The sequence below is a fragment of the Streptomyces sp. NPDC027185 genome (genome assembly GCF_055567035.1).
Genome location: NZ_JBVHRF010000007.1, coordinates 54,763 through 76,419, shown reverse-complemented (window position 1 = coordinate 76,419; position 21,657 = coordinate 54,763). Strand labels below are relative to the sequence as shown.

General features: G+C 73.9%; 20 protein-coding genes and 1 pseudogene. 8 read left to right on the top strand and 13 right to left on the bottom strand.

Annotated elements, in window-relative coordinates:
• The first annotated feature begins 20 nt into the window (after positions 1–20).
• Genes ACZ4M8_RS22955 through ACZ4M8_RS22945 form a run of 3 tightly spaced genes read left to right on the top strand, consistent with a single transcriptional unit; the run spans position 21 to position 2,271 of the window.
• Positions 21–1,250, top strand: coding sequence for a cytochrome P450 (locus ACZ4M8_RS22955; protein ID WP_467610153.1), 1,230 nt, complete (start codon positions 21–23; stop codon positions 1,248–1,250).
• The gene (locus ACZ4M8_RS22950; protein ID WP_467610150.1) at positions 1,247–1,483 is read left to right on the top strand and encodes a ferredoxin; all 237 of its coding nucleotides are present in this window, start codon (positions 1,247–1,249) and stop codon (positions 1,481–1,483) included. The genes ACZ4M8_RS22955 and ACZ4M8_RS22950 overlap by 4 nt, the downstream gene beginning before the upstream one ends.
• On the top strand, positions 1,480–2,271 hold the full coding sequence (locus ACZ4M8_RS22945; protein WP_467610147.1) for a methyltransferase domain-containing protein: 792 nt from the start codon (positions 1,480–1,482) through the stop codon (positions 2,269–2,271). The genes ACZ4M8_RS22950 and ACZ4M8_RS22945 overlap by 4 nt, the downstream gene beginning before the upstream one ends.
• Positions 2,272–2,337: 66 nt before the next feature.
• On the opposite strand, the gene ACZ4M8_RS22940 is transcribed toward ACZ4M8_RS22945, so the two are convergent.
• The 5 genes and pseudogenes from ACZ4M8_RS22940 to ACZ4M8_RS22920 all read right to left on the bottom strand — a co-directional run bounded on the left by ACZ4M8_RS22940 (position 2,338) and on the right by ACZ4M8_RS22920 (position 6,389).
• Complete coding sequence (locus tag ACZ4M8_RS22940; protein ID WP_467610145.1) at positions 2,338–2,757, bottom strand: PaaI family thioesterase; 420 nt, start codon at positions 2,755–2,757, stop codon at positions 2,338–2,340.
• A gap of 148 nt (positions 2,758–2,905) precedes the next feature.
• Positions 2,906–3,238 (bottom strand): hypothetical protein, encoded by a 333-nt coding sequence (locus tag ACZ4M8_RS22935; RefSeq protein ID WP_467610143.1) that lies wholly within the window; start codon positions 3,236–3,238, stop codon positions 2,906–2,908.
• 9 nt (positions 3,239–3,247) lie between these two features.
• Positions 3,248–3,904 (bottom strand): annotated as a pseudogene (gene ribA / locus ACZ4M8_RS22930) (GTP cyclohydrolase II); the annotation flags it as partial.
• Between the two features lie 86 nt (positions 3,905–3,990).
• Positions 3,991–4,782: a nitroreductase family protein gene (locus ACZ4M8_RS22925; RefSeq protein WP_467610140.1), complete on the bottom strand. Its 792-nt coding sequence runs from the start codon at positions 4,780–4,782 to the stop codon at positions 3,991–3,993.
• Positions 4,783–4,847: 65 nt separating this feature from the next.
• Complete coding sequence (locus tag ACZ4M8_RS22920) at positions 4,848–6,389, bottom strand: AMP-binding protein (RefSeq protein WP_467610138.1); 1,542 nt, start codon at positions 6,387–6,389, stop codon at positions 4,848–4,850.
• 1,125 nt (positions 6,390–7,514) lie between these two features.
• Here ACZ4M8_RS22920 and ACZ4M8_RS22915 point away from each other — a divergent pair.
• The 5 genes from ACZ4M8_RS22915 (at position 7,515) to ACZ4M8_RS22895 (ending at position 13,376) form a co-directional block, all read left to right on the top strand.
• The gene (locus tag ACZ4M8_RS22915) at positions 7,515–8,054 is read left to right on the top strand and encodes a helix-turn-helix domain-containing protein (protein WP_467610136.1); all 540 of its coding nucleotides are present in this window, start codon (positions 7,515–7,517) and stop codon (positions 8,052–8,054) included.
• Entirely contained in the window at positions 8,044–8,811 is a 768-nt protein-coding gene (locus tag ACZ4M8_RS22910) for a hypothetical protein (protein WP_467610134.1), read from the top strand. Before ACZ4M8_RS22915 ends, ACZ4M8_RS22910 begins: the two co-directional genes overlap by 11 nt.
• On the top strand, positions 8,804–10,033 hold the full coding sequence (locus ACZ4M8_RS22905) for an MAB_1171c family putative transporter (protein ID WP_467610131.1): 1,230 nt from the start codon (positions 8,804–8,806) through the stop codon (positions 10,031–10,033). Before ACZ4M8_RS22910 ends, ACZ4M8_RS22905 begins: the two co-directional genes overlap by 8 nt.
• Positions 10,034–10,726: 693 nt before the next feature.
• Complete coding sequence (locus ACZ4M8_RS22900) at positions 10,727–12,013, top strand: cytochrome P450 family protein (RefSeq protein ID WP_467610129.1); 1,287 nt, start codon at positions 10,727–10,729, stop codon at positions 12,011–12,013.
• Positions 12,014–12,209: 196 nt separating this feature from the next.
• A complete protein-coding gene (locus ACZ4M8_RS22895; protein ID WP_467610126.1) occupies positions 12,210–13,376 on the top strand; it encodes a D-alanyl-D-alanine carboxypeptidase family protein in 1,167 nt (388 codons plus the stop codon).
• Positions 13,377–13,479: 103 nt separating this feature from the next.
• Here the strand turns inward: ACZ4M8_RS22895 and ACZ4M8_RS22890 are convergent, their stop codons facing one another.
• The 8 genes from ACZ4M8_RS22890 to ACZ4M8_RS22855 form a co-directional block, all read right to left on the bottom strand.
• The gene (locus ACZ4M8_RS22890) at positions 13,480–14,295 is read right to left on the bottom strand and encodes a DUF309 domain-containing protein (protein WP_467610124.1); all 816 of its coding nucleotides are present in this window, start codon (positions 14,293–14,295) and stop codon (positions 13,480–13,482) included.
• A 42-nt stretch (positions 14,296–14,337) separates the two neighbouring features.
• On the bottom strand, positions 14,338–15,342 hold the full coding sequence (locus ACZ4M8_RS22885; RefSeq protein ID WP_467610122.1) for a TolB-like translocation protein: 1,005 nt from the start codon (positions 15,340–15,342) through the stop codon (positions 14,338–14,340).
• A gap of 446 nt (positions 15,343–15,788) precedes the next feature.
• Positions 15,789–17,039, bottom strand: a complete 1,251-nt coding sequence (locus ACZ4M8_RS22880) for an MFS transporter (RefSeq protein WP_467610121.1) — start codon at positions 17,037–17,039, stop codon at positions 15,789–15,791.
• Positions 17,040–17,064: 25 nt separating this feature from the next.
• A complete protein-coding gene (locus ACZ4M8_RS22875; protein ID WP_467610119.1) occupies positions 17,065–18,015 on the bottom strand; it encodes a metallophosphoesterase family protein in 951 nt (316 codons plus the stop codon).
• A 255-nt stretch (positions 18,016–18,270) separates the two neighbouring features.
• On the bottom strand, positions 18,271–18,729 hold the full coding sequence (locus ACZ4M8_RS22870; RefSeq protein ID WP_467610118.1) for a thioesterase family protein: 459 nt from the start codon (positions 18,727–18,729) through the stop codon (positions 18,271–18,273).
• On the bottom strand, positions 18,726–19,697 hold the full coding sequence (locus ACZ4M8_RS22865) for a 3-hydroxyacyl-CoA dehydrogenase NAD-binding domain-containing protein (RefSeq protein ID WP_467610115.1): 972 nt from the start codon (positions 19,695–19,697) through the stop codon (positions 18,726–18,728). The genes ACZ4M8_RS22870 and ACZ4M8_RS22865 overlap by 4 nt, the downstream gene beginning before the upstream one ends.
• A 52-nt stretch (positions 19,698–19,749) precedes the next feature.
• Positions 19,750–20,637: a beta-keto acid cleavage family enzyme gene (locus tag ACZ4M8_RS22860; RefSeq protein WP_467610114.1), complete on the bottom strand. Its 888-nt coding sequence runs from the start codon at positions 20,635–20,637 to the stop codon at positions 19,750–19,752.
• A 67-nt stretch (positions 20,638–20,704) separates the two neighbouring features.
• The gene (locus ACZ4M8_RS22855; protein WP_467610112.1) at positions 20,705–21,565 is read right to left on the bottom strand and encodes a TetR/AcrR family transcriptional regulator; all 861 of its coding nucleotides are present in this window, start codon (positions 21,563–21,565) and stop codon (positions 20,705–20,707) included.
• Positions 21,566–21,657 lie beyond the last annotated feature (92 nt).

Here is a 21,657-nt window from a genome sequence, read left to right as displayed (position 1 = left end):
ACCGGAAGAAATGAGCCGACATGCCCGAGCAGCCCGTCCCCGCCTTCAAGCCGTACGACGGTAAGGCCGCCCACCCCTGGGAGCAGCTGGCCGCCGACCGCGCCCGCTGCCCCGTCGTCCACTCCCCGGAACTCGACTCCGTGCAGGTCACCTCGTACGAGGCGGTGAAGGAGGTGGGCCGGAACCACGAGGCGTTCTCCTGCACCTACAGCGCCGCCTGGCCGCTGGAGGAGCCGGTGCCGGAGGAGATGCAGGTCTTCACCCTCACCGACCCGCCCCGCCACACCCGCCAGCGCCGCCTCGTCGTCCGGGCCCTGTCCGCCTCCCGTATCAACCGCATGCGGCCGTTCACCGAGAAGACCGTGAACGACCTCATCGACACCATCGCCGAACGGGGCGGCGCCTTCGACCTGCTCGCCGACTTCGCCACCCCGGTGAGCGAGGCCCACATCGTCGAACTCCTCGGTATCCCCGAGCAGGACCGGGAGTACGTCCTGCGGACCTCGCTGCTCCCCGAATCCACCGGCGTCGTCAACAACGAGGGCCTGGCCTCCGCCGAGATGGACGCCTGGCGCGTCTACCTCCAGGAGACGGTCCGCTCCCGCCGTGAGGCGGGCCCCGCCAACGACGACCTCACCACGGCTCTGTGCTTCGCGGAGGAGAACGGCGACCGCTTCGACGAGCAGGAGATCGGCCTGCTCATCATGGGACTGATAGCCGGCAACTCCTCCACCGCCGCCGCCATCGGCAACATCGCCTGCGCCCTGGAACAGCACCCCGACCAGAAGACCAAGTACCTCGGCGACATCGACGGGCTGACCGACGCCCTCGTCGAGGAGGGCCTGCGCTACGACGGGCCGATCCTCGGCCTGTACCGCCGCACCCTCAAGGAGGCGGAGCTGCCCGGCGGACACGTCTCCCGGCCCGGCGAGCGGATCTACTTCTCGCTGGGCGCCGCCAGCCACGACCCGGCGGTCTTCGACCGGCCCGACGAACTCGTCCTCGACCGGGACTGGAAGGACCTGCCCGCCTCCATGGCGTTCGGCTACGGCGTCCACCACTGCATCGGCATGAACCTCGGCCGCCTCCAGGCCGAGGTCGCCCTCTCGACGCTCTACCGCCGCCTGCCCGGCCTGCGGCTGCGTCCCGGCTTCACCCCGGAGCAGGTGCCCGGACCGATGTTCCGCTCCTGGACCTCCCTGGAGATGGTCCACGACGGCCCGGTCCTGCCCCGCACGGACCGCGCGTGAGCGGCCCCGTCGAACGGGCCACCGCGACCCGCCGGGTGAGCGTGGACCACGCGCTGTGCAGCGGCACCGGCCACTGCGCGGAGACCGTCCCCGGCGTCTTCCGCGTCGCGGACCGCCGGGCCTGGCTGCGGCCGGACGCCGACCTGGACGCGACCGACCCCGGAGACCTGGCCCGCGCCGAGGCGATCTGCCCCTGGCTGGCCGTCACCTTCGAACGACAGGACCCCGCATGACCTATGTGCTCGACCCGGCGTGGCACGCGGAACGCGCCCGGCTGGAGAACATCTCCGCGCTCTACGACCCCGGCACCGCCGAACTCTGCGACCGCCTCGGCCTCGCCCCGGGGTGGCGCTGCCTGGACGCCGGCGCCGGTACCGGCGGTGTGGCCCGGATGTTCGCCGAACGCGTCGGCCCGGACGGTGAGGTGCTGGCCGTCGACGCCGACACCCGCTTCCTGGAACCGCTCGCCGGGGGACCGCTGAGCGTCCGCCGTATGGACATCACGGCCGAACCGCTGCCCGAGGGCCGCTTCGACCTCGTCCACTCCCGGCTGGTGCTGGAACACCTCGCGTCCCCGGAGCCGGTGGTGCGGTCGATGGCGAGGGCGGCCCGGCCCGGCGGCTGGGTGCTCCTGGAGGACCTCGACTGGTCCACGGTGCGCGCCGTCGACCCGCCCTCGCCCGCCCATGAACGCGTCGTCACCGCCCTGCTCACCGCCCTCGCGGCCGGCCCCTACGACCAGTGCTTCGGCCGCAAGGTGCCGCGGCTGCTGCGCGCCGCCGGGCTGCGGGACGTCTCGGTACGCGCCGTGTCACTGCCGCTGCCCGCCGACCCGGTGTCCGGACAGCCGGCCTGGGAACTGCTGGTCGACCAGCTCGCCCCCCGGCTGCTGGCCGCCGGCCTCGTCGACGAGGACGACCTCGACGCCTTCCACCGCCTCTGGCACGACGGCGACACCCTCGGCTTCGGCCCGCTGATGGTCAGCGCCTGGGGACGCCGGCCGGACACCGCCGACGCCTGACCCGCACGACGCGGCCGGCCCCCGGATCTCCTCCGGGGGCCGGCCGCGTCCGCCGTCGGCGTGCCCTCAGAACGTCCCCCCGCCCGCCCCCGCACCCGACCGGTCCCGCGCCACGTGCAGCAGTTGCACCGTGGCGCAGCTCACCAGCCGGTTGCGGTCGTCGAAGACCTCCGCCGACCACAGTTGCTGGGAGAAACCGCGGTGGACGGGGACCGCGCAGAGGCGCAGGGTGCCGCTGACCGCGGGGCGTACGTGGTGCATCTGGGTGTCCGCGCAGACCGCCGTCTCGCCCTCACCGGTGTTGAGGCAGCCGCCCGCCGTCGCCGCGCTCTCCGCGAGCGCCGCCAGCACACCGCCGTGCACCGTCCCGGTCGCACCGTGTATGCGCGGGGACAGCGTCAGCGAGGCGAGCACCCGCCCCGCGGACACCTCCTCGTAGCGGATGCCGAGCAGGTCGTCGAGTGGATGCCTTGGGATGGGCAGCAAGGGACTGCTCCCTTCGGGGGGACCGGCACCGCGGGCGGGCGCCGCTGCACGGGGGTCGGCGGATCACACACGTCCGCCCGGCCGCCGCCCCGTGCGCGGGATCCGGCGGCCGGGCGGTGCGGGCCGGTCGCGGGCCCGCACCGGCGCGTCAGATCCAGTCCGGCTGCTCCGGGGGGATCCGGCGGCCATTGGCGATGAAGAACGACCGGATGACGTTGCCGCGGAACAGCTGGCGGTTGCGCGGACCGTCGAGCGCCGCGGAGAACTCCTTGACCCGGTCGCTGTAGAAGCCGCGCTTGCGGTACTTGCGGGTCTTCTCGTTGAAGATCTCCGCGATCATCTCGTCCGGCGTCCGGCCGACGAACTCGGCGAACGCAGCGACGGTGCCGAGCCGCTCCTCGCGCTCCTTCGCGTCGAGGTCCGACAGCTGCGCCGCGTACCGCCGGACGGTGATCAGATCGTGAAAGTCGGTGTCGGTCATGGTCTTTCCTCAGCAGGCGCCGCCGGCGCCGTCGTCAGTGGTTCGTGGCTGGTCAAAGGTGTCGGGCCCGGCGGGGGGTTCGAGCCCGTCGAGGAGGTGCCCCATCCGGGAGCGCTTCGTCCGCAGGTAGCGCAGGCTCTCGCCCTGCGCCGGGGCGAGCAGCGGCACCCGGCCGGCGACCCGTACCCCGTGCCGGGTGAGCGCCGCGACCTTGTCGGGGTTGTTGGTCAGCAGCCGGACACCGGTGATGCCCAGGTCGTGCAGGATCGCCGCGCCCGCGCCGTAGTCGCGGCCGTCGACCGGCAGTCCCAGGGCGACATTGGCGTCCACCGTGTCCAGACCGGTGTCCTGGAGCTGATAGGCGCGCAGTTTGGCGGCGATGCCGATACCGCGGCCCTCGTGGCCGCGGAGGTAGACCACGGCGCCGGTGCCCTCCGTCGCGACCCGCCGGAGCGCCTCGTCGAGCTGCGCACCGCAGTCGCACCGCAGCGACCCCATGAGGTCCCCGGTGGCGCACTCGCTGTGCAGCCGTACCAGCGCGTCGGCCGCCCCGGACACCTCACCCGCCACGAACGCCAGATGCTCCGTGCCGTCCGCCGCCGCGTACGCCACGCAGCGCAGCTCGCCGTGGGCGGTCGGGATACGGGCCTGGGCCAGGCGGCGGACCTCCGCGCGCTCGTCGGGGTGGGCCGAAGGCCGCGACGGCACCCGGGATCCGGGCGCCACCGCAGCCTTCGCCATCAGCTCGGATCTCACTCGGGGAGACCGAACATCCCCGCCAGGGCACGCAGCTCCGCCTTGCGGTGCGGCAGCGGCGCGGGCGCCTGGATCATCCCGGCGTCGGACAGCTCGGCGACGACCGACTCGTCGTTGCCGTAGCTGGCGCCCCAGGTGCCGTCGAAGTACAGGTCGTCGAAGTCGGGACGCGGCCGCTGGCCACCCGCCTCGGTGCCCTCGGCGGAGTAGCCGACCAGCTGGATCTGCGTCGGGATGACGCTCTCGGGCATCTTCAGCAGCTCACGGATCTGCTCCCGGCGGCCGGTGACCAGGCCGGTGCCCAGGCCCTCGTCCGTCGCGGCGAGCAGGGCCGAGCCGACACCGAGACCGCACTCGAAGGCGCTGAGCCACTTCGCGAACTCGACGTCACCGGCGAGGACGTTGAAGTCCGGCGTCTTCATCACGACGCTGTCGACGAACTCCTCGGACCAGCCGTAGCTGGAGGTGAGGGAGCCCGACTCCATCAGCTTGAGCAGTGCGGGACGCAGCGGCTCCCAGCCGGCCATGTCGATGCACCACACGATGGCGACCGGCGCCTGGTGGGCCTGCGGCTGGTTGTAGACCGCGTCGATCAGACCGTCGCGGACCGCGTCCGGCGTCTGGCCCTTGGTGATGACGACGGCCTTACGGACCTCCTGCGCGTTGCCGTGGTGCGACTGGAGCCGCGCGGCGTGCAGGATCTTCTGGATCTTCGCCTTCTCCACCGGGCGCCATGCCTGGTAGTAGCGGGTGGTGCGGCGCGTGCCGACGGCGCGCTTGAATTCCATGGATACTCCTGATGTTGAGGGATGGATATCCACCGGTGCGGGCGTCGTCACCGCCCGCACCGGGCTCAGCTACCGCGAAGCAGAGCTTTGCGGATCTTGCCTACCGAGGTGCGCGGCAGTCCTTCGACGACCTCCACACACCCCGGAACCTTGAACGGCGCCAGCCGGGCCGTACACCACTCGATCAACTCGCTTTCCGTCAGAGCGTGTTGACCGTTCGGAACGACGAAGACCTTCACCGTCTCGTCCCGGATCGGGTCCGGGATCCCGACGACCGCCGAGTCGAAGACCGCCGGGTGCGCGTTGACGACCCGCTCGACCTCGCTCGACGACACGTTCTCGCCCGCCCGCTTGATGACGTCCTTGCCGCGGTCCACGAAGTGGACGAACCCGTCGGCGTCCACCCGGACGTGATCCCCGGTACGCAGCCAGCCGCCGCCCAGCGCCGCGGCGGTCGCGTCCGGATCCCGCAGATAACCGGCCATCAGCGTGCGCCCCGGCACACCGCCCACCAGCAGCTCACCGGTCCCGCCGCGCGGGACGTCGCGCAGCCGCTCGTCGACGACCCGCAGCCGTGCCCCGGCCACCGGGCGGCCCATGCTCTGGTTACGGCGCCGCCCGTGCAGCGGGTTCATCAGCGGCGGCGCGACGGTCTCGGTCATCCCGTACAGCTGCAGCAGCGGCACCCGGAACCGGGCCTCGAACTCCACCAGTTGGGCGTCGGTGAGGTTCTGCGCGAAGAGCACCGCCCGCAGCCGGTGCGCGGCGTCGTGCGGTGCCGGGCGCTGCGCCAGGATCATCCGGACCGGCGCGGCGAACAGGCTCGCCACCGTCGCGCCCAGCCGCGCCGCCTGCTCCGACCAGCGCGAGGCGCTGAACCGCGGGGCCAGGGCGATCGACGCCCCGGAGACCAGCGCGGACATCGCGGAGTAGAACTGCGCGTTGCCGTGGAACATCGGCAGCACGATCAGCTGCCGGTCCTCCCGCCGCAGCCGCAGCTGCCGGGCCACGACCTCGCCGGAGTGCAGATACGCCGCGTGCGGTACGACGACGCCCTTGGGCCGGCCGGTGGTGCCGGAGGTGTACAGCACCCCCAGCGGTGTGGCCGGTCCGGCTCCGGGGCGCGCCGGTCGCGCCGGGACGGTGGCGAGCGCGCGGTCCAGCGCCGGGGTGCCCACCACCAGCAACTGCTCGCAGCGGGGCGAGTCGATCGCGGCGACCTGCGCGGTGGTGAGCAGTTCCGGCTGGGTCAGGCTCAGCCGGCACTCGGCGTGCGCCAGGACGTGGGCCAGCTCGTCGGCGGTCGAGAGGGGATTGGTGGGGACCATCACGGCGCCCGCCTTCGCCGCGCCGAACCACGCGTCGAAGAACTCGGGGCGGTTGGTCAGATGGACGTGGAAACGGTCGCCGGGCCCGATGCCCCGGTCGGCCAGGAGATCGGCCATCCGCTCGGCGCGGCGGTCCATCTCCCCGTAAGTGATCGTCGTGACCGCACCGGACTCGTCCAGGAAGGAGAGGAAGGGACGGTCCGGACGGCTCCGGGCGCGTCGCCGCAGGACACCGTGGACGGTGTCCGCTCCTGGGCTGCTCTGCCGTAGTGGTTGCACGCGGACCAGAGTCCGGGGCGTAGATCAGTTCCGGCGTAACGAACCATCAACTCGCTGTTAACGGGAGGGTGATGGGGGAATGCCGCGCACCGGCCGGAACAGCAGGACGCACCGGACGGCGGGGCCGTCCGGTGCGTCCGGGGTCGGGGGAGGGCGGAGGGGGCTGGCCCGCAGGGCGGAGTCGGGGCAACTCCCGGGCCCGCCCCCTCCTGGCCGGCCGCCTTCCGGGGCGGCCGACGGGAAGGCCCCGCGGCAGCGGCGCGGCCCGGACGGGGGAGGAACGTCCCGGGACGCGGCCGTGAGGGTTGCCGCGGGGCTGTCATGGGGGTCAGCGGCGGGGCGCGCCGCGGAGCGAGGTCGCCGGCCGGGGCTCCCGGGGACAGCGCGCGCACCGGCACGGCGGGAACGCGGCGCTGACCGCGGGATGCGGCGGGTTTGCCCCCAACGGCACGTCCACGTAACGGACTTCGGTCCTGGCGGACGTCTCGGGGTCGATCCGGTACACGTTCAGCGTCATGCCGGGCACGCGGCACCCCCGCTGCGGTGTGCGGCGCGGGCCGGCAGAAGGACACGATCGACGGGCGCGGGCCGGGCGGGGCGTACGAAGGCAGGGGACAACACGGGCAGGTCCTCTCCGTCAGGCGGGGGAAGCGGGGAGGGCCGGACAGGACTCACGAAGGGACGCCGGCCGGCGCCGGACGGCAGATCTGCCGCGGCGACTGCCCGTCATGAAACCCGCCCCGCAACGGCGCGGGCACCCCCTACTGGGTACCCCCGGACGGGGGGATCTCCGGGGGCGGCGACGCCTCGCACTCCACCGCGGCGCCCGGCTCTCCGCCCCGGGGGGAGCGGCGGCTCAACTCCCCGTTAAGGAGAGGAGCGGTGGCGCGAGAGGACCGTACCCACCGGCGGCGGCAGAGATCAATCCCCTACGAGACACCGGTATTTCTGCCTTCCGTGCCCCCACCCACTGGCCTCGGGTGATCGGGTCGTGACAGGATGTGCCCGGGAGCTCCGGCGGCGGACTTAACTCGCCGTTGGGCCCGTGGAGAAGGGCCGCGCACGGGCCGGGCGACGGCGCGCGCCGCCCCCGCCACGGAACGGACACGGGGGAAAGGCGGCGGCATGGCTGCGGACCACACCAAGAGCACGGAATGCGGGAACACGGAGAACGTGGAGCGGAAGGACACGCCGGGCGGCGCGGGCCACGACGCGGCACGGCAGGACACCGGCACCCTCGCCGACCGGCTGGGCCGCCTCTTCACGCACATGCACCCGCCCGGCGCGCCGTACACCAACGCCCATGTCGCCGAGGAGATCAGCGGCGACGCGGCACAGTACGGCGGGGTGCGCCTGACCGAGCAGTACCTCTCCATGCTGCGCAACGGCCGGCGGACCAACCCCTCGCCCGAAGTGCTGCGCGCGCTCGCGAAGTTCTTCGGCGTCCCCGCCGGCTACCTCCTGGGCGACCTCTCGCAGCCGCAGGCGGAACGGGTGGAGGAGGAGGTCCGCTTCCTCGCCGCCATGCGCGACCAGCGGGTCCGCGCCATCGCGCTGCGCTCGGTGGGCCTGCCACCGGACGTCCAGGAGAGCCTGACCACCATCATCGACCAGTTCCGCCGCCAGATGGACCTGCCGGGCAGAGGCGGCGGCGATGACAGTTGATCTGCCGCGGACCGACCGACCGGAACGGCTCTTCGCCACCTGGCGGCGGGCGCACGACGACGGGATGACCATGCGAGTGGGGCGGATACGCAGGCGGTGCAAGCGGCTCGTCAAGGAGCTGGCGCTGCCCGCGACGGTCGATCTGCGGGGCCTGTGCGACCTCGTCGGCGCACGCGTGGGAGCCCCCGTCCACCTGGTGCCGATGAGCCTCGACGGCGCCGCCTCCGGCATGACCGCCGTCACCGACGACGCCTACTGGGTCTTCTACGAGAGCCGCACCTCCCCCTGGCACCAGGCCCACATCGTGCTGCACGAACTCGGCCACCTCCTCCTCGGCCACGACCGGGACCCCTCCCTCACCGAGGACGCCCTGCGGGTCTGGACCCCCTCCGTCGACGCGGCGACCGCCCTGCGCCGCATGGGCCTGACCCCCGGACTCGCCCGCCACCACGGCTACGACAACCCCGCCGAACGCGAGACGGAGGTGCTGGGCACCCTCCTGATGGAACGCCTCGCCCCGCCCGCGCAGGAGCCCGCGCCCCCGCCCCACGGCCGCGCCGCCGAACTCGCCGCCGCCCTCGGCCCCGCCCTCCAGCACCTCCGCCGCGCGAACGCACCGCACGGCCCGGACGGCGCCGGGGACGGCCCCGGACGGCCCTCCGACGGCGCGGGATCCGGCCCGGCCACCGGCGCGGCGGAGCCCGGCTCCGGACCGGCCGGCCCCGCCCGCGACGACGGCGGTGACCTGCGTGCCTGACCTCTTCGACATCGTCTACCTCAGCTTCGCCGCCGTCGCCTGGACGATCGTCGGCTACAAGACCACCGCCTGGCTCCGCGACCGCGCCAACGCCGACCTGGGCCTGGCCTGCGTGATGACCGGCGGCGTCGCCACCGTCTTCCTCTTCTCCGCACCCAGCCTCTACCGCGGCTTCGACCGCCTGCTGGGCGTCGCCAACCTCGCGATGGTCTTCCTCTACTCCGCCGTCATGGTCTTCGCCGTCGGCGCGCAGGTGATGCTCGCCCGCTGGGCGGCGGGCGAGGGTGAGGCCGCCCGCCGCCGCGCCCGCACCCGGGCCCGCGCCACCGTCGCCGTCGTCGCGGTGCTGTGGGCGGTGGCCGTCACCGGCTTCGCCGTCGGCCGCCCCGACGCCGTCGAGCACCCCCGCGACTTCAGCACCGCCTACACCGACGCCCCCGGCGTGATGGTCTTCCTCGGCCTCTACCTGGCCGTCTTCGGCGCCAGCCTGGCCGCCCTGGGCATCCTCTGCCTGCGCTACGCCGCCACCCTCGGCACGTCCTGGCTCACCCGGGGCCTGCGGGTGCTGTCCGCCGGGTGCCGCCTCGGCCTGGTCTACTGCGCCGCGAAACTCCTCGGCTTCGCCCTCTCCTGGGCCGGCCGCCCCGCGCCCTGGCTCTCCAACGGCGTCGCCCCGCTCAGCGCCTCGGTCGCGGCGCTCCTCGTCCTCGCCGGTTTCGCCCTCCCCGCCGCCGGGCCCCGGGTGACGGCCTGGCGCCGCCTGCGCCGCCTCACGCCGCTGTGGCGGCAGGTCACCGAGCAGAGCCCGGAGGTCACGATGGAACAGGAATCCTGGCCCGGACGGTGGCCCTTCGCCGACCTGGAGTGGCGGGCCAACCGCCGGATGGCCGAGATCCGCGACGTCCAGCGCTCGCTGCGCCGCCACGTCGAGTCCGACACCCTCGACATCGCCGGGGAACGCGCCCGCGCCGTGGTGCCGGACGAGCGCCAGCGCGCCGCCGTCGCCGAGGCCGCCGCGCTCCGCCGCGGCCTGGAGAACCGCGCGGTGGGCCATGTGCCGCCGCACAGCGCCGAGACCGTCGTGGTGAGCAACGCCGGTACGGACGACCTGCTCGCCGCCGAGTACGAACACCTCGCCCTCGTCGCCGACGTCTACCACTCACCGCTGATCGACACCGTCCTCACCGAGCTGCGCCAACGCGGCACGGAGGCCCGCCGCTGACCGGCGGCACACCGACGGGGTGGCCCGGTACGGGGGTCCGGGCCGCCCGCACCACCGCCGCCACGGGCGGCGCCTGTCTCCGTCCCGCGAGGACGGAAGGCGCCGCCCGCGGCGGCGGGAAGCACCGCGGCCCCGCCGCGATTCGCCATTGCGGTGTCCGCACCCGTGCGGCCACGGAAAGCGAGCCGCTGCCGCCTCCCGGCAGCCCTCCAACTCCTCTTCCGCGACGCCCCCTTGGGTGCGTACACCCTTTCTGATGTCAGCCCCGGAAAAACCTTGCCGCCCGCGCGGGGCCGGGCTGTACTGATCCCGGCGGTGCCCCGGCGCACCGCTCCGCCCGCCGGCCCCGCGCACAGGCGCACCGCCGCGGCGGCCGTCGAGCTTGCGACCACGGGGGTCCAGATGCCGTCCTGCCCGGAAAGCCCCTTCCCGCCAAGGGGAGCCACCGCCGCACCGCGCACCGGGAGGCCGTGATGCCCCGGCCCCCGGAGCCGCCCGCCGTTCCGCCCCGGCCGTCCCGTCCGCCCGGACACCACCCGCCCCGCCCGTAAGGGAATTACCGTCCCGGGATACGCACGGCGCCCGCGCCCCGCCACCGGGTGCCCGCGCGGCCGGTCCCGTTCCTCGCTCACCTGTCGCACGCCACCGGCCCCGGCCCGTACGGCGGTTCGCCACCACCTAGAGTCGGACACCATGCAGAACACCGCCGAGACCGGCCCCGCAGCCCCCCTCGATGTGACGCCTCTCCTCGACGATCCGCACACCGCGTACGCCGCGCTGCGCACGAGCGGCCCCGTCCACCACATCACCGGACCGGACGGACAGCCCGCCTGGCTCGTCACCCGCTACGACGACGTCCGCGCCGGGCTCGCCGACCCGCGGCTCTCGCTCGACAAACGCCATGCCACGCCCGGCGGTTACCGCGGCTTCGCCCTGCCCCCTGCGCTCGACGCCAACCTCCTCAACATGGATCCGCCGGACCACACCCGGGTGCGTCGCCTGGTCGTCCGCGCCTTCACCCCGGGGCGCGTCGAAGCGCTGCGCCCCGCCGTACGCCGCGTCGCGGAGAGCCTCCTCGACGCCGTCGAACCGGCCGGACGGGCCGACCTCATCGCCGACTACGCGGGCCACCTCCCGATCGTCGTCATCTGCGACCTGCTCGGTGTGCCCGACGCCGACCGGCACGACTTCCGCGCCTGGACCGACCGGTTGATCACCCCCGACCCGTCCCGCCCGGAGCTGATGAAGCAGACCGTCGGCCAGATGCTGGCCTACTTCACCGGCCTCATCGCCACCAAGCGCGCCCACCCCGGCGACGACCTGCTCTCCGAACTCATCGCCGTACGCGACGCACCGGACGGCACCACGGCGGACGGCACCGCCCCGCACGGCGGCGCGGCGGACGGTGCCGCCCCGAACGGTTCCGCACCCGGTGGCGACCGGCTTTCCGAGGACGAACTGACCTCTCTCGCCTTCCTCATCCTCTTCGCCGGATACGAGAACACCGTCCATCTCGTCGGCAATGCCGTACTCGCCCTGCTCGACCACCCCGAACAGCTGCGCGCACTGCGCCGGAATCCGGCCGAACTGCCGAACGCCGTGGAGGAGTTCATGCGGTTCGATCCACCGGCCCCGCTCGCCATCCGGCGCTTCGCCCGCGAGGACCTGGACATCGGCGGTGTCCGCGTCCCGGCGGGTGACTGCGTCCTGCTCTCCGTCGCCTCCGCCAACCGCGACGAGGCCCGTTTCCCCGCCCCGGACCGCCTGGACCTCGCCCGCGACCTCTCCGGCCACCTCGCCCTCGGCCACGGCATCCACTACTGCCTGGGAGCGCCGCTGGCCCGGATGGAGACGTCGGTGGCGCTGGGCGCGCTCCTCGAACGGTTCCCCGGGCTCCGGCTGGACGTCCCGCGCGAGCGGCTCACCCACCGCCGGACGCTGCGCGCGCGTGGCCTGATCTCATTGCCTGTGACGTGGTGAGCCGCCGAGGAACACGCTTTCCGAGGCATAAGTGTTCAGCGATGCGGTAGAAAGGTGTTGAGACCCGCCCGGTGTGCATCCCCCGTCGCACCGGGCGGGTCGTTCTGTGTGGAGGCGCGCGGGTGCGGACCGCCCTTGTCGTCCGACTGGCCCAGCCGCCCTGCGAGGTGCGCGGCATCTCCCTAGCGTGATCGTCATGTCACTCGATGCGTTCCTGTCCCGGAAGGCCGGTGCACTGGCGGTGCTCGTCGTCATCGGCGTCTCGTCGGCCTGCATACCGGCCCCGGCCCTCGCGGCCGACGCGCACCGCCGCCCCGCCCCGGTCGCCGCCGGGGTGCAGGTGGCCGACGCACCCGGAGTGCCCGAACTGCCGAAGAACCTCTCCGCCCTGTCGTGGGCGGTCACCGACGCCGACTCCGGCAGCGTCCTGGCCGCGAAGGACCTGCACCGCAAGCTGCCGCCGGCCAGCACGCTCAAGACGCTCTTCGCGGTCACCGCGCTGCCGAAGTTCGCGGCGGACACGGTGCACCGGGTCGAGCCCGCCGAACTCGACGGTGTCGGCTCCGGCAGCAGCGTCGTCGGTGTCGAGGAGGGGGGCAGTTACTCGGTGGCCGACCTGTGGCGCGGGGTGTTCCTGCGGTCGGGCAACGACGCCGTACACGTTCTGGCCTCGATGAACGGCGGCTGGGAGAAGACCGCCCGCGAGATGCAGGCGAAGGCGCGGGCGCTCGGCGCCGAGGACACGACCGTGAAGTCCCCGGACGGTTACGACGCGCCGGGCCAGGTGTCGTCCGCGTACGACCTGACGGTCTTCGCCCGCGCGGGGCTCGCCGACGCGGACTTCGCGCGCTACTGCTCCACCGCGCGGGCCGACTTCCCGACGCCCCAGGGCGTCACGCGGATCGAGAACACCAACCGGCTGCTGTCCGGCGCGAACGGGATGCCCCGCTACCCGGGGATCATCGGGGTCAAGAACGGCTACACCACCCACGCCGGGAACACCTTGATCGCCGCGGCCCGGCGGGGCGGCCACACCCTGCTGGTGACGGTCATGAATCCGCGGTCCGGCGAGGCCAACGGCGTCTACAAGGAGGCCGCCGCGCTGCTGGACTGGGGTTTTGAGAGCGTCGGCACCGCGGAGCCGATCAGTTCGATGACCCGCGCCGTGGCGCAGGGCCCCGCGGTGGAGCCCGCCGGACACACCACCCGCACCGACGCGGAGGGCAACTCGCCGTGGCGGGACGCGCTCGCGCTGTGGGGCGGCGGGGTCGGCGCCGCGATCCTGGCGATGGGCGCGGCACTCGCCCGCCGGCAGCACACCCGCCGCCGGACGGACGGAACGGGCGGCCCTCGGGGGCGGTGACGGGGCCGACGCGGCGGGGCGCCGGGCGCGGGGGCGTTGCCGAGCTTGGCCGCGGTCCCGGCCGTTGCCCCGCCCGCCTGTGACCCGGCCGTCCGGGCGTGGTTCAGGCGCGTAGCCGAGGTGCAAAGCCGGCTGCCGGGACCGGTGCCGCCGGGTGGTCGAGCAGCCGGGTGGTCAGGGCGCGGGCCCAGGTGGTCAGCGCCGGGACGTCGATGCCGTAGGGGGCGGCCTCCGCGTACGGGGTGAGGGCCGCCGCGCCGCGGTCGAGGAGGGCGACGGCGCCGGTCGTGTTGGCGCGGGCCGCGTGGGTGAGGCCGACGGCGAGCTGTGCCAGGCCGCGCCAGAGCGCCCGTTCCGGCTCCGGGGCGGTCTTCCACGCGTCCTCCAGCACCTCGTGCGCGTGGAACGGCATACCGGCGTCGAGCAGCCGCTGCGCCTCGGTCAGGGTCGCGTCCGGTGTGCGGACGACGCCTTCGGGCTGACGGGCCACGCCCGGGGCGCCGTACGGCAGCGGCCGCCCGAGCCCGTCCCGCGGCCGCGCGTTACGGGCCCGGCCCTCGGCGTCCCGGTCCCGCCGCCGGGGGGAGCGGGACGCCGGGGGCGGGCCGGCGGATACGGAACCGCCGGGCCCGGGACCGGTTTCCGGCGTGACGGCTTCCGGGCCGGCGGCATCGGTTCCGGGCGTTCCCGGTCCGCCGCTCGCGCCGGCCCCGGCGCCTGGGCCGTCCGGGTGGTCAGGGTCCGGCGTCGCTGTCGACGCCTCCTCGGCGCAGAAGCGGCAGCCGCCGTCGGCGGTGCGCGGGCGGTCGTCGATGCGGCCGCAGATCTCGCAGACCTGGTCGAGCCAGCAGGCCGGGTCGCCGCCCTCGGCGGGGGCGGGGGGCGGCGTGCCGGGGGTGTCCCTCTCGGTGTCACTCACCCTTCGATTGTGCGTCGGGGAGGCGGGCGGTACGTGTCCGGGTCAGGGGAGCCGGGCCGGGGAGGAGGCGTCGGGGACGCGGAGGGCGGGGGTGCCGTGGCCGTCGGCGGGGGCGGTCCAGATGTCGCTGGAGCCGGTCTCCTCGCCGGGCAGCGCGTAGGCGAGGGTGGAGTTGTCCAGCCAGGCGGCCTGGTCGTCGACGCTGCGGGTCTCGGCGACCGGGTGTTCCTTGAACGTGCGCAGGTCCAGGACGTACAGCCGCCACGGGTCGCGGGCGCCCTCGCGGACCCGTTTCTTGAACGCGAGACGGGTGTTGTCGGGGGAGAGCGAGGGGCACTCGACGTTCTCGCGGAGGGTGCGGGCCCGCCATTTGCGCAGGTCACCCTTTACCAGGTAGGTCTTGCCCGCGGTGGAGACCGTCGCGTAGAAGGTGTTGTCGTCGCGGGCGAAGGTGACGCCCCAGTAGTTGACGTCGGGGGCGTGGTAGCGGCGGCCGCCGAGGGTGAGGGGGACGCCCTCCATGTTCTTGATCAGGTAGCCGGTGCGGGTGTCGAGGATCGACGTGCGGGTGGAGAAGGACGTCGTGGCGTAGGAGTCGCCGGTGGCGAACATCGTCCAGGACAGCATCCGGCCGGACGCCGAGACCCGCGCCCGGTTGGGGATGCCGGTCAGCCCGATGCGGCGCTTCTCGCGCAGGTTCTTGTCGAGGACGACGGCGTACGAGCGTGGCGGGATGCCGGGACGCTGCTGGAGGCAGAGCCCGGTGCCGGCCGCGGCGTAGAAGCGGTCGCAGCGCGGGCCGCCGGTGGTGCGGTGCGGCTCGCGGTCGGCGGCGGGGGCCACGCCGGTGCGGCCGGTGGCGGGCAGCCGGGCGACGCGGCCCTCGCCGGCGCCGGTGGAACGGAAGTACAGCTGCCCGTGGTCGAGGCCGAACGCCGAGACGGGGTCGGCCGGTTCGGCCCGGCGGGCCGCGCCCACGGTGTACGCCACGGCGATCCCGGCCAGCAGCGCGCCGGTGACGGTCAGCGCGAGGACGCGCGTCCGCAACGGCAGCGCGGAGAACCGGGCCGCCGCCCCTGCGGGGGCGGGCCGGACGCCGGGGGAGGTGGCGTCCGGCTGCCGGTCCCCGGCCGGCCGGTCCTCCGGGGCGGGGGCCTCGGCCTCCGGGCCGCCGGGCGCAGGGAGTTCCGGCGCCCGCCCTTGCGGAGCCGGCTCTTCCCGCGTACGGCCTTCCCCTGCCTGACCTGCGGGTTCCGGGCGTTCAGGGTCCCGGTCCGCGGGCGTTGGGCCCTGCGGCGTATGGCCTGTGGGCACCTGAGCTTCCGGCGCGCGGTCCTTTGTTCCCCGGCCTTCCGGCGCCGCCCCGTCCGGTACGGCACTCGGTCCGGCATCCGGTGTGCGGGACGCCGGGCTCCCGTTCTTCTCCCGCGGGCCCCCGTCGGAGCCGGCACAGGCGTCGGGCCCGGTGGCCCGGGGCGGACGTGGCGGTGGATTCATGCGGGGGTGAGGTGCCTTTCCGTGCGGGGGAGGAGGAGGGCGGCGGCGAGCAGGGCCACGGCCAGCGCGGTGACCGCGGCGACCAGGGCCGGGCGGGTGCCCCACAGCGTCCAGGCGGCGCCGAAGCCGGCGGCCGCCAGCAGCCGGCACAGCGCCTGGCCGGTCTGGAGCAACGCCATACCGCTCGCCCGGCGTTCGGCCGCCAGGACCGGTCCGGCGAGCGCCATCAGGACGCCGTCGGTCGCCGCGTAGAAGACGCCCAGGAGCAGCAGGACGGCGGCGAGCAGCGGGAGTCCGGCGCCGGTCGTCAGCATCAGGACGTAACCGCCGAGAAGGGCGGCGTGGCCGATGAGGAACGGCACCCGGCGGCCGATGCGGTCGCCGAGCCGTCCGGCGGGCACCGCCAGCAGCAGATAGACCGCCGCGGCGCCCAGCGGCAGCAGCGGGAACCAGCTGACCGCGAACTCCAGCCGCCGTTGCAGCAGCAGGTAGAGGAACGAGTCGCCGATGGTGGCGGCGCCCAGCAGCGCGGCGGCGGCGAAGATCCGCCGGAACGCCGCGTCGCGCAGCGGGGCCAGCAGCGCGGCCCGCTGCCGGGGCGCGGCGGGCCGCTGCGGCACGGGCGCCGCCGCGCGGTCCGGGACGAGGACGACGAGCATCAGCACGCCCAGCAGCCCCACGCAGAAGCTGACGACGAAGACCGCGTCGTAGGCGTCGGCGGTGGCCCACAGCAGCGCGAACGCGGCGAGCGGGCCGAGCAGCGCGCCGGTGGTGTCCATCGCGCGGTGCACGCCGAAGGCGCGGCCGAGCGCGTCCGGCGGGGCGCTGAGCGAGATCAGCGCGTCGCGGGGGGCGGTACGCACACCCTTGCCGAGGCGGTCGGCGGCGAGGGAGGCGCCGATGCCGAGGGTGGCGCCGCCGGAGAGCAGCAGTCCCAGGCGGGAGAGCGCGGAGAGGGCGTAGCCCCAGCCGGCGACGAGTTTGTGGCGCCCGCCGCGGTCGGCGGCGTGCCCGCCGAGCAGCCGGACGAGGGCGGTGGCGCCGTTGTAGAGGCCGTCGAGGAAGCCGAACTGGAGGGGGGAGAGACCCAGTTGGATGACGAAGTACAGCGGCAGCACGGCGGTGACCATCTCCGAGGAGATGTCGGTGACGAGGCTGACCGCGCCGAGGGCCAGAACCGGCCCGCCGACGCGGCCCCGCGTCACCTTGGTCGCCGTGGTGGCCGCGTCCGTGGTCGCGAGATACATGGTGCCCGGTGCCCGCCTTCGCCGCTCAGTGGCAGGTGTAGGACGGGCTGCTGTCCTTGGTCTTGCCGTCGGTGCCGATCAGGTCCCAGGAGTACCCGTCGTCGGTGAAGTTGAGTTTCACCACCCCGAAGGTGTCGGTCAGCCGCTTCTCGCTGTTGGGCTGCACCTCCTCGATCTTGTACGGGTGGGCGCCGCCCATGCCGCCGAGGAGTTCGACGATGCCGTTCTTGTCGTCCCGCTTCCCGTCCGGGTTCTGCGGGGCGAACCGTTCGTAGTGGTGGTCGTGGCCGTTGAGGACCAGCTCCGCCTTGGCGTCGTAGAGCGCCTTCCACACGGGGCGGCTGACCGGGTCGTTGCCGTGCTCGCCGGAGGAGAAGAGCGGGTGGTGGAAGTAGGTGGCGACGCACTTCTTGGTGGTGGCCTTGAGGTCGGCCTTGAACCACTTCAGCTGGGCGGAGGTGAGGTTGTTGGTGTCGAGGGCGATGAAGTGCCAGTTGCCCTCGTCGTAGCTGTAGTACGGCTTGCCCTCGGGGTAGGCGATCTTGCCGAAGTAGGACTTGTAGCCCTTGAACTCGCCGTCCGGGTCGTAGGTCTCGTGGTTGCCCGGGATGGGGTGGGTCTTGTTCTTGAAGGCGCCCCAGGTCTTGTCGTAGTAGCGGGTGAAGTCCTTGAGGCGGGCGTCGTCGTACTGGTTGTCGCCCATCGTCATGATGAACTTCGGGTTGATCTTCTTCACCAGTGCGGCGGTCTTGGGGTGTTCGCAGTCGCTGCTGTCCGCGGTGCACTGTTCGGCGATGTCACCTGCGGCGACGACGGTGAAGCCGCCCGCCGCGCGGTGCGGCGAGGCGTCGGCGCGTCCGGCGGGGGACCACATCAGCACGCCGCCGGCGAGCGCGAGGGCGGCGGCGCCGGCCGCCGGGATGCCGATGCGGGGGTTCTTGTGGAGGGGCTTCTTGGCGCGGGGGGTGGGCGTCATGTGCGTCTCCTGGTTCGGCGCGGGGAGCCGTTCCCGAGGAATCCTGGCGCCGGGTCATGTACGGGTCAAGATGCCGTCCCGTCATTGTTAGGAAAGTTTCCTACTTGCCTCCCGTGGAGAGCGTCGCCACCTCAAACCCCCTAGTGGCGGCGGGACTTCGGGCGGAGAGGCGTACGCGGGGGTGCCTGCGCCGGGCGCGTACGTATGCGCCGGGGCCCCGGGAGGGTGTCCTCCGAGGGCCCCGGCGGCGGAGCGTCAGACCGCGCGGATCCCGCGTCCCGCCCAGTCGGGGGCGGGCGCCACGAGCCCGCCGAGGGTCCGCTGCGCCGTCTGTGGCAGCGGTGCGGAGCGGCCCGTGCCCTGGTCGACGTGGAGGGCGAACAGCTCCTCCGTTGCCACCGGCGCGTCGCCCGGCTCACCCGTGAACATCTCGTGCGTGAACCGGACCTTCTTCGCGTCCGCCCCCAACACCGTGGTGCGGACGGCCAGTTCGCTGCCGCGCGCCACCTCGTCGAGATAGCGGACGTGCGCCTCGACCGTGTACAGCGAGCAGCCCGACCGCTTCCGGTAGGCGTCGTCCAGCCCGGCCTGCGCCATCAGCGCGTCCGTCGCGAAGCCGAAGACGAGGACGTAGTACGCCTCGCTGAGGTGGCCGTTGTAGTCGATCCACTCGTCCCGGACGGTCTGCCGGAAGAGGGGGAGCGCGGCCGTCATCGGGCGGTGCCCCCCAGGCGGCCGGTGGCGCGCAGGACGTTGATGACGCCCTGGTCGCGCTCGGCGACGAGATCCGCGTACGTCCGCGCGCCGGCGGCCTCCTCGCAGCCCTCGACCATCGCGTCGCGCAGCTTCCGGTCCAGCTCGGGGGCCTCCAGACGGGTCCACGGCGACTTCAGCGACGGGCCGAAGTGGTCGAGCATGTGGCCCATGCCGCCCTCACCGCCGGCCAGCGCGAAGGTCAGGCAGGGCCCCATGAACGCCCAGCGCAGGCCCGGCCCCTCGGTGATCGAGTCGTCGATGTCCGCCACCGTCGCCTCACCGTTGGCGACCATGTGCAGCGCCTCGCGCCACAGCGCCTCCTGGAGGCGGTTGGCGATGAAACCGGGCAGCTCGCGGTCCATGGTGATGACGGACTTGCCCGCCACGTCGTAGAAGCGCGACGACCAGGCGACGGCGTCGTCGGCGGTGCTCTCCCCGCCGACGACCTCGACCAGCGGGATCAGGTACGGCGGGTTGAACGGGTGGCCGACGACGAGCCGGCCCGGGTCGGCCGCCTCGGTCTGCATGTCGGTCATCGGGTAGCCGGAGGTCGACGAGGCGATGACCACGCCGGGCGGGGTCGCGGCGTCCAGCTCGGCGAGGAGGGAGCGCTTCAGCTCCAGCTTCTCCGGGGCGCTCTCCTGGACGAACTGCGCGTCGGCGACGGCCTCGGCGAGCGTCGCGGTGACCGTCAGCCGGTCCGGCGAGGCGCCCTCGGCCAGACCGATCTGCTCCAGGGCGGGCCAGGCGGCGGCGACCAGGCGCCGCAGCTTCTCCTCGGCGTCGGGCGCCGGGTCCCAGGCGGTCACGTCGTAGCCGCGGGCGAGGAAGTGGGCGACCCAGCCGCCGCCGATGACGCCCGCGCCGATGCAGGCGACGCGGCGGACGTCCTCGGGGGCGCAGGGGGCGGGAGGAGTGGTGGTCATGAGGGGCTCCAGGTGTTCCGGTGGGGCGGTCGGCTGCGGGCGACGGGGCGGATCAGCCGCGGGGCTTCAGGCCGAGGCGGGCGCGGGCCTGGTCGGGCGTGGCGGCGGAGGCGCCCAGCAACTCGGTGATCTGCACGGCCCGTTCGACGAGCTGGGCGTTGGTGGCCTTCACGCCCTTGGCGAGGTAGAGGTTGTCCTCCAGGCCGACCCGGACGTTGCCGCCGAGCAGGATCGACTGCGCCACCCACGGCATCTGCATCCGGCCCAGCGCGAAGCTGGCCCACTGCGCGCCCTCGGGCAGCATGTTCACCATCGACTGGAGCACACCGGGGTCGGCGGGCGCGCCCCACGGGATGCCCATGCACAGCTGGAAGACGGTCGGGTCGTCGAGCAGCCCCTCGGCCAGCAGCTGCTTGGCGAACCACAGCTGACCGGTGTCGAAGATCTCCAGCTCCGGCCGCACGCCCAGCTCCTGGATGCGCCGGGCGCCCTTGCGCAGCATCTCGGGGGTGGAGATGTAGAGGTCGTCGCCGAAGTTGAGGGAACCGCAGTCCAGGGTGCAGATGTCGGGGAGCAGATCCTCGACGTGCGGCAGCCGCGCCAGGCCGCCGACCAGGTCGGTGCCGGGCAGCGGGCCCTTCTCCAGCGGCCGGTCGGCGTCGAGCACGAGGTCACCGCCCATCCCGGCGGTGAGGTTGATGATGACGTCGGTGCCGGTGTCCTTGATCCGTGCGACGGTCTCCGCGTACAGCTTCGGATCGCGCGAGGGCGCGCCGGTCCCGGGGTCGCGGACGTGGATGTGGACGACGGCGGCGCCCGCCGCGGCCGCCTCGACGGCGGAGGCGGCGATCTGCTCCGGCGTCACCGGCACGTGCGGGGAGCGGCTGACGGTGTCGCCCGCGCCGGTCAGCGCGCAGGTGATGATGACCTCGTTGTTCACGGGATTCCCTTCGGGCAGGGGCGAGCCGCCGCCGGGCGGTGGCGGCCGGGGGAGGGGCTTCGCGGACTCAGTCCGCGGTGACCTCGCTCGCGACGAAGGCGAGCAGGGCGTCGTGCATGGTGTCGGGGCCGGTGCTGTCCGGCGCGGTGGCCAGGACCTGGGTGGCCAGGCCGTCGATGAGGGCGGTCAGTCGCAGCGCGGTGAACTCCGGGTCCAGGTCGCGGAAGACGCCCTGGGCCGTGCCGCGGCGCAGCACGTCGGCGACGGTGGTGCGCCACTGCCGGTAGTAGTGCTCGTGGAGGCGGCCGATCGCGGTGGAACGGGCGGCCTGCGCCCACAGGTCCAGCCAGACCAGCCACTGGCGGCGCTGCTGGTCGGTGCGGGGCGTCTGGAGGGCGATCAGATGCAGCAGTTCGGCGCGGGCGTCGGGCGCCGCGGCCAGCCCCGCGGCGCGGCGGGCGGTGTCCTCGTCCATGCACCAGCGCACCGCGGCCTCCAGCAGCTCGTCGCGGCCGGGGAAGTGGTAGTGCACGGCCGCGGTGCTGGTGCCGCAGGCCGCCGCGATGTCGGCGACCCGTACGCCGTGGAAGCCGTGCTCGGCGATGAGCCGGACGGTCTCGCGGACGATCTGGAGCGGCCGTCCGCCGTCGGGCACCGCCGCCGGACCGGCCGCGGACGGCGGCGCGGGGCGCTGCGCCGGGCCGAGCAGACGGCCCGCGTCGACGCCGGTGATGTCGGCGATGCGGACGATCTCGGCGACGGTGAAGCGGCGGGCGCCGCTCAGCGACCGGGAGAGTTTCGAGGGGTCCATCACGATCCGGCGGGCGACCTCGCGGCGGCTGCATCCCAGCCCGTCGATCGCCTGCCGGACACGTTCCGTGAGCGCCCCGGCCTCATCGGCCACCCGGGCTGCGGGGTCGTCCGTCATGGTCCGGGACCGTAGCAGCCGTGTTGAGGCCATCGCAACGACGATTGCCGAATGCTTCCATTAAACCTGCTCTGAACAGGTAATTTCTCCGT